This is a genomic window from Candidatus Symbiopectobacterium sp. (assembly GCF_020054415.1).
Lineage (GTDB): Bacteria > Pseudomonadota > Gammaproteobacteria > Enterobacterales > Enterobacteriaceae > Symbiopectobacterium.
Genome location: NZ_JAHWCO010000068.1, coordinates 1 through 6,737 on the forward strand (window position 1 = coordinate 1; position 6,737 = coordinate 6,737).

At 53.4% G+C, this 6,737-nt stretch carries 8 protein-coding genes, 1 other RNA gene and 2 pseudogenes; 4 read left to right on the forward strand and 7 right to left on the reverse strand.

Going from position 1 to position 6,737, the window contains the following annotated elements; genetic code table 11:
* Positions 1-186: pseudogene (locus QZ506_RS02240) on the reverse strand (IS256 family transposase); the annotation flags it as partial.
* A 78-nt stretch (positions 187-264) separates the two neighbouring features.
* Here QZ506_RS02240 and QZ506_RS02245 point away from each other — a divergent pair.
* Together QZ506_RS02245 and QZ506_RS02250 are read left to right on the forward strand one after the other, a co-directional pair.
* Positions 265-501, forward strand: coding sequence for an IS1 family transposase (locus tag QZ506_RS02245; protein ID WP_291968756.1), 237 nt, complete (start codon positions 265-267; stop codon positions 499-501).
* Positions 501-749, forward strand: coding sequence for a hypothetical protein (locus tag QZ506_RS02250; protein ID WP_291968743.1), 249 nt, complete (start codon positions 501-503; stop codon positions 747-749). The genes QZ506_RS02245 and QZ506_RS02250 overlap by 1 nt, the downstream gene beginning before the upstream one ends.
* A gap of 61 nt (positions 750-810) precedes the next feature.
* Here QZ506_RS02250 and dolP read toward each other — a convergent pair whose 3' ends face one another.
* The 4 genes from dolP to QZ506_RS02270 form a co-directional block, all read right to left on the reverse strand.
* A complete protein-coding gene (dolP, locus tag QZ506_RS02255) occupies positions 811-1,383 on the reverse strand; it encodes a division/outer membrane stress-associated lipid-binding lipoprotein (RefSeq protein ID WP_291968745.1) in 573 nt (190 codons plus the stop codon).
* Between the two features lie 11 nt (positions 1,384-1,394).
* Positions 1,395-1,985, reverse strand: a complete 591-nt coding sequence (diaA, locus tag QZ506_RS02260; protein ID WP_291968747.1) for a DnaA initiator-associating protein DiaA — start codon at positions 1,983-1,985, stop codon at positions 1,395-1,397.
* An 80-nt stretch (positions 1,986-2,065) separates the two neighbouring features.
* Complete coding sequence (locus QZ506_RS02265) at positions 2,066-2,419, reverse strand: YraN family protein (protein WP_291968758.1); 354 nt, start codon at positions 2,417-2,419, stop codon at positions 2,066-2,068.
* Positions 2,416-4,392: a penicillin-binding protein activator gene (locus tag QZ506_RS02270; protein ID WP_291968750.1), complete on the reverse strand. Its 1,977-nt coding sequence runs from the start codon at positions 4,390-4,392 to the stop codon at positions 2,416-2,418. The genes QZ506_RS02265 and QZ506_RS02270 overlap by 4 nt, the downstream gene beginning before the upstream one ends.
* Before the next feature lie 63 nt (positions 4,393-4,455).
* Here QZ506_RS02270 and rsmI point away from each other — a divergent pair, with 63 nt between their 5' ends.
* Complete coding sequence (rsmI, locus tag QZ506_RS02275; protein ID WP_291968752.1) at positions 4,456-5,349, forward strand: 16S rRNA (cytidine(1402)-2'-O)-methyltransferase; 894 nt, start codon at positions 4,456-4,458, stop codon at positions 5,347-5,349.
* A gap of 19 nt (positions 5,350-5,368) precedes the next feature.
* Positions 5,369-5,747: RNase P RNA component class A (gene rnpB / locus QZ506_RS02280), an RNA gene on the forward strand.
* A 64-nt stretch (positions 5,748-5,811) separates the two neighbouring features.
* On the opposite strand, the gene QZ506_RS02285 is transcribed toward rnpB, so the two are convergent.
* Together QZ506_RS02285 and QZ506_RS02290 are read right to left on the reverse strand one after the other, a co-directional pair.
* Entirely contained in the window at positions 5,812-6,075 is a 264-nt protein-coding gene (locus tag QZ506_RS02285; RefSeq protein WP_291968754.1) for a hypothetical protein, read from the reverse strand.
* 581 nt (positions 6,076-6,656) lie between these two features.
* Positions 6,657-6,737: pseudogene (locus tag QZ506_RS02290) on the reverse strand (lipoprotein); the annotation flags it as partial.

Consider the following 6,737-nt stretch of genomic DNA (forward strand, 5'->3'; position numbering starts at 1 on the left):
ATTGCGCGTGTTAGTTCCAGATTTTGACTGGTGCTTCTCATGCCCGAGGTGATGGTTCATTTCAGCACTAAGGGCAGCTTCAACGCTGATCTTTTTCAGCAGGCGATCAAACTGGTTGAGATCGTCAGGGGTTTTGAGATTTTTGGTCAGCTCGTTAGCAAGAGCCTGTAACTGTTTTTCGTCCATAAAGTAACCTGCTTTTGATGTTGGATTGAACATATCAAAATCAAGCAATTACACAATCTCGTGTACAGGCTCGTGGCCATCAGCGTTACCGTCGTCAGTCATGCAAACACGGATGGCTACAGGGCTTACAACGACGAACTTCCAAAAGTAAAACACATTGTTAGCAAGCTGTATACACAGCGTATTGAGCGTACACATCTGACACTGTGTGACCTATTGCAACGGGTCAATCGCAAGACGCTCGGATATTCAAAATCATCCGAAATGCATGATAGGAGCATCGGTACTTACATCGAACGCGAGTACTACGTTTGATGCTACATCAACTCATTGAATACACGACCTACAAATCGTTCGATCAGAAAAGCGCACGATTAATTCCCCTGATGCTGCGGGTAGATGAGGCCAAGGGCAATACGCTTTATCGTATTGAAAAAGCAGGGTTTTCCACCTTACTGTCAGGTATGACCCGTGACAAGCAGGATGTTGGCGGCGAAATTGGTCAAGAGACGCGCCGCGACGTTTGGTTGCTCTATTCGCTGGCCAGTGCGCCTGGCGCGTAATTCGGATGCTGGAAAATGAAAAAGGGTGCCGAGGCACCCTTTTTCTTGCTACTACGTGCGATTATTCCAGGAAGGTGAACGCCGTCGTCACGTGTTTCACGCCACTCACTTTGCTGGCAATTTCAGCAGCGGAACGCCCTTCGCGCCGGGTGACCAGACCCAGCAGGAAGACTTCACCGTTCTCGGTCGTCACTTTCACGTTGGATGATTTTACCGTGTCGGTGGCAAGCAACTGGGAACGCACTTTGGTGGTGATCCAGGTATCCATGGAAGCGGTGCCCATAGATACCGGGGTGCCTTTGCGGATCTCGTTATAGACTTCCGTCGCACCATCTACACCCATGGCTATCTGTTTCGCCCGGCTGGCCAGGTCGGTGGTGGGGGCCTGACCGGTCAGTAACACCTTACCCTGATAGGCTGTCGCTACGATGCGTGCATCTTTGGATAACTGCTGATCTTTGCTGATAGCGTTAGAGACACGGACTTCCAATGTACCATCATCCACCTGCGTGCCTACCGTGCGTGGGTCGGTTACAGTATTGGTGGCAACAGCACCGCCAACGGCAGCGACGCCAATACAACCTTGCAGCAACAGGGCGACAGACAGCACGGCAAATGCAGAACATATCCTCATGGGGGTGCTCCTTAATAGTTCTGGTGTGGGAAAAGGGAATTATCAATCAAATAGCACAGGCAATTAACGGTCAGCATGTGCATCTCCTGCACACGCGCACTGCGATGTGAAGGTATACGTATTTCAACATCCTGCGGGCCAAGCAGACCGGCCAGTTCACCGCCATCGTAACCGGTCAGCGCTACAATCGTCATATCACGCGTCACCGCGGCTTCCACGGCTTTCACAATATCTCGGCTGTTGCCTCGGGTGGAGATCGCCAGCAAAATATCGCCCGCTTGCCCTAATGCACGCACCTGTTTTGCGTACACTTCTTCATGCAGAAGATCGTTTGCTATCGCGGTTAAGACCACATTATCCGCATTTAGTGCAACCGCCGGTAAACTGGGGCGCTCCGCTTCGAATCGGTTGATCATGCTGGCGGCAAAATGCTGTGCGTTAGCGGCGGAAGTCCCATTGCCACAGCACAGGATTTTGTTACCGTTGAGTAATGAGTGCACCAGCGCAGTGGCTGCTCTGGCGATCGCATCGGGTAGGGCTTCCGCTGCGGCGATTTGTGTTTGAATACTTTCGGTGAAACAGACTTTTATTCTATCCAGCATGGTGCATTAACCTATTTTCCAAGCGATCAATTGAGCAATGCGATCTTTTCTCTGACAACGACACCGTCCAGATGCGGTGTTTACGCGCCAAAGGCGTTTGGCAACCAATCATAGTGTTCGCAGGTAATCGCCAGTATATCGAATCGGCAGCTTGTCGTGTCAAAACTCTGCTGTCGTTGCGCCAGCCACAGCGTAGCAGCCTGCAATAACCGCTGTTGCTTGCGGGGCGTCACACTCTCCGCTGCCGAACCAAATTGCGCATTTTTGCGGTAACGTACCTCAACAAAGACCCAGGTGTGTCCATCCCGCATAATCAAATCCAGCTCACCGCCGCGACAATTCACGTTGGCGGCAACGAACGTCAGCCCGGCGTTGTGCTCCAGATAGCGCCGGGCGTACTGCTCATAGTGCGTACCTGTCGCTCGCCGATTCAGGGAACGGGCACCAACTGGCCCTGGCGATATTGCAGCCAGGTTAATTGGCGGTTGATAACGCAATCTGCGCTGGCCGCTAACGTGCCCGTTGCGCCAGTAATTTGCTGGCTGGACGAATGACGTAAATCGGCAAAGTGGTTCGCCAACGCCCAGGCATCCATCCCCATGGCATAGAGACGCACCAGTGAGTAGTCATTCTTGAACTGGCTAGCCACTTGTTGCATCAGCGCAGGGTTGCTGCCTGCCAGCAAGGGGATCTCACTGAACTGAAGGCCTTCCATTTCAAGACGGAAATCTGGCCCCAACCCGGCCTGGAAACTACGCGAACTGGCATATAATGCCGGGCGTGATTGCGAGGTGGTGCGCATATCGATCATCGGTTTAATTAATGCAAATTCATCCGGCGTCGCCAGAATGTAAACCGCATCGACATTGCCGCTGCCGCTGATACTGACGGTGGGTTCAATCTGTGCAGGGATGGTTAACCCGCCGATGGTCGTGCCTGGTTGTGACGCTGAGGACATCACATTGACTGGCTGACCGTTCAGACTCAAACCCGCACCGCTGTTGATGGCCTGTTTCAGCTCTGCCGTATTACCAAAGTGTTGTTGCAGCAGCGTATTACCGCCCTGACTTTGCCAAGCTTGGGCAAAGGCATTAATCACGCGATCGCCCAACGCGCCGCGTGGCACCAGCAGCAGCGGCTGTTGTTTGCCTTGGCGGTGAATAAATTGCGCCGCGTCGCGCGCTTCATCTTCCGGTGACAGGGCGAAAAAGCACATGTTGGGAGTGTTTTGCACATGCTCGGGCTGATTGAGCGCCAGAATGTTCATGGTGGTTTGCTGACTGGTGAGTTGCTCAACGTCGTTTTTCAGCAATGGTCCAACAATCAGTGATGCGCCATCCTTCTGCGCTTGTGCGACCAGATTAGCTACGGGTTGCGACGTGGTGTCGTAGACTTTCACAGACACGCCGCTGGCGGCTTCAGGAGCAGGTGACACGCTGGCTGGCTTGGCATACGGGGCACTGATTGACGTTACCGTTCCGTTGTCAGTTGCCGCGGAGGCCGTATCGGCATGCGCGCTGTACGCCATGCTGGCCTGACCGCTTTTCGCCGCATTAAAGCCCAGTTGGATGGCATTGGCGAACACCTGTGCCTGACCGTTGAGCGGCAGCAGCAGGGCGATACTACTGCCGATACCACCACCGGCTACCGGCAAGGCGGTCTGGCCTGATGCCAGCGGCGTTGGCAGCGTTTGTGCCGCTGGGTGGCGCGGATAGCGCGTTTGCCAGTCGCTCAGTGCGGCTTTCAACTGGTCGCTCGACTCGCGGTTGTTCTGGTAGGTGGTGAGCAAATCCATCCATCCGGCCAGCACGTTCTCATTGGCGTTGATCAGCACACTACTGGCTGCCTGCGCAGACATCTGTGTCAGAGCAACCCATGTCTGATCGATATTTTTTTGATGCTCATCGCCTTTGAGCTGCGGTTCTTGGGCGATATAGGCACGCAGCAAGTCAGCAGAAGGCTGGCCTTGATGTGCGTTGATCTGCGCCTGATAGTAACGTGCTTGTTGATCTGCGGAGAGTGCACTGACGTCCAGCCCTTGCAGTGCGGCGGTTGTGCCGTTGCTGTCGTTGTTGGCGGCGGCAATTTCCGCTTTTAGCAGTTGCTGCTCACGCTGTTGCGGTTGTGCCAACTGCGCAGGCAATGCGTTGAACTGTTCGGTTGCCTGAGGGAGCTTTCCTTCCTGAACCAGGGCAAAAATCGCAAGTAATTGCCAGCCAGCCTTGTTATTATCTCGGCTTTGCTCCATTTGTTGCAGGTAGTAGTAAGAGGAAGCTCCGGCCTGACCTTGAACATCAGGTGAAGGCGGCTGTGGCGCCTGGCCTGGACATCCCGCAAGAAGCAGCGCCGCGAATAACACGGACGTGATACGCCCTGTTTGCGAACGGACGAAATGATTGGGAAGCATACTGTATCCAGTGGTTTTTTTTATAAAGATGCTCAATATTAAATCGGCAACCCGGATGAAACAATGAATCATGAACAACAAGCAGACATTTCTGCATCCACGCTTTACATTGTGCCAACACCGATTGGCAATCTGGGCGACATCACAGAACGTGCGCTGAGCGTACTGCGCGGGGCGGATGTGGTTGCCGCAGAGGATACGCGCCATACCGGCCTGTTATTGCAACATTTTACCATCAGTGCGCGCTTATTTGCACTGCACGATCACAACGAACAGCAAAAGGCCGATCATCTGCTGGCCAAGCTTCAACAAGGACAATCCATTGCGCTGGTGTCTGATGCGGGGACGCCGCTGATTAACGATCCTGGTTACCATCTGGTGCGCCGCTGTCGTGAAGCGGGTGTGCGCGTGGTGCCATTGCCGGGGCCGTGCGCGGCGATCACGGCGCTGTCGGCGGCGGGCATTGCTTCGGATCGTTTTTGTTACGAAGGGTTTCTGCCCGCCAAAACCAAAGCGCGTCAGGACCGTTTACTGCAACTGTCTGAAGAGACACGCACGCTGATTTTCTACGAATCTACCCACCGCTTGATTGACAGCCTGGCCGATATAGCAACGGTACTGGGGGAAGCGCGTTATGTGGTGCTGGCGCGCGAGCTGACCAAAACCTGGGAGTCGATTCAGGGGGCCCCGGTGGGTGAACTGTTGGCCTGGGTGCAAGAAGACGAAAATCGCCGCAAGGGTGAGATGGTACTTATTGTCGAAGGTTTCCAACCGGATGAGAGCGCGCTGTCAGCGGAAGCGCTGCGTACCCTAGCGCTGCTGCGCGCTGAATTGCCGTTGAAAAAGGCGGCGTCGCTGGCGGCGGAAATCCACGGCGTGAAAAAGAACGCGCTGTATCGCTATGCGTTGGCGCAAAATGGGGCGGATGACGACGCAGAGGATGACAATCGAGACTAATTCGCCTATCATTCGCGCCGAAGTTGACCAGACAGTCGCCGCTTCATGGTTGTCCCTTTCGGGGGATACGCGTGGAGGGGAGGAAAGTCCGGGCTCCATAGGGCAGGGTGCCAGGTAACGCCTGGGAGGGTAAAACCTACGACCAGTGCAACAGAGAGCAAACCGCCGATGGCCCACGCAAGTGGGATCAGGCAAGGGTGAAAGGGTGCGGTAAGAGCGCACCGCGCGGCGGGTAACCGTTCGCGGCACGGTAAACTCCACCCGGAGCAAGGCCAAATAGGGGTTCACATGGTACGGCCCGTACTGAACCCGGGTAGGCTGCTTGAGCCAGTGCGTGAGTGCTGGCCTAGATGAATGACTGTCCACGACAGAACCCGGCTTATCGGTCGACTTCACCTTTTAAAAAACCCCGCTTCGGCGGGGTTGTTACATGGTTTATTGTATTGAAATAAAAGGATTTATTTATACAGTCGTCCACATCGAACAACGAAAGCCTCGGTTTCGATGCTTTTCTTTGTGCGTAAAAAAAGCCAGCTCTAAGGCTGGCTGGAAAAAATGGGCTCTCACTGATCTCCGCTTAAACAACCAACGGGTGAGGACAAGCCCCACCATACCGTGGATTAAATTAAAGATCAATTCATTGAAAATAAAAGGATTTAATTTGTCAGTATCCGAATGACGTCCATCTTTGACCAAAAGACCACGGTTTTCTGGTCCTTGCCACATTATCCTGCCTCCTGCCTCCTGCCTCCTGCGTTTTTTCTTGCTACCATGAGTCATTGATTTTCAAGTTGACCACTAAGTGTCAGTGCCAATTGAAATCTGACCCACTGTGCCGAAGTAAAACTGACCCACCTGCTTCTGTTTTGGATGGTCTATGCCGCAGGCATGGAAGGCGCGAAAATCGCTTACAGATGCGTACAGGAGCTTCAGTGCGCCGATACGTGAGCGAAGCGAACTACGAACCGACAGAGACCACGAAACCGCGTCAGAGCCCTGCTGAGCAGCCTTTTGGCATAGCGAAATGGCTACGGTGAGAGACCAAATATGCATGTGCTGACGGACATCTTTTGTGTTGGGTTTTCATTGTCTCCTATGGGCATTTTTCTTTGAGATTTTTCAGCAGGTGGTAGTGCTTAAATTGGCACAGTGGGTCAGTTTTGGATCGGTAGTGACAACTAAGCAGGTGTAATGATGGGATTATTGAACCGGAACGATATTGAAATCGAAATCAGTCTTTGTACTCGCGATGGGCTTTGTTGAATAAATCAGAACCTGTAATGACTGCGCCCCATACGGGTCGATTGTTACGTGATGCGAATACTGTTCGGCATTCCTAATAGCGTGATCCGGTTAAGCGCTTTGACCATGGCCATGGCTTCACCCAC

Excerpts from the sequence above, each read along its gene's own strand:
- diaA (WP_291968747.1), bottom strand. The coding sequence starts at position 1,985 with ATGCTGGATAGAATAAAAGTCTGTTTCACCGAAAGTATTCAAACACAA.
- QZ506_RS02270 (WP_291968750.1), bottom strand. The coding sequence starts at position 4,392 with ATGCTTCCCAATCATTTCGTCCGTTCGCAAACAGGGCGTATCACGTCC.
- QZ506_RS02285 (WP_291968754.1), bottom strand. The coding sequence starts at position 6,075 with ATGTGGCAAGGACCAGAAAACCGTGGTCTTTTGGTCAAAGATGGACGT.
- dolP (WP_291968745.1), bottom strand. The coding sequence starts at position 1,383 with ATGAGGATATGTTCTGCATTTGCCGTGCTGTCTGTCGCCCTGTTGCTG.
- QZ506_RS02250 (WP_291968743.1), top strand. The coding sequence starts at position 501 with ATGCTACATCAACTCATTGAATACACGACCTACAAATCGTTCGATCAG.
- rsmI (WP_291968752.1), top strand. The coding sequence starts at position 4,456 with ATGAATCATGAACAACAAGCAGACATTTCTGCATCCACGCTTTACATT.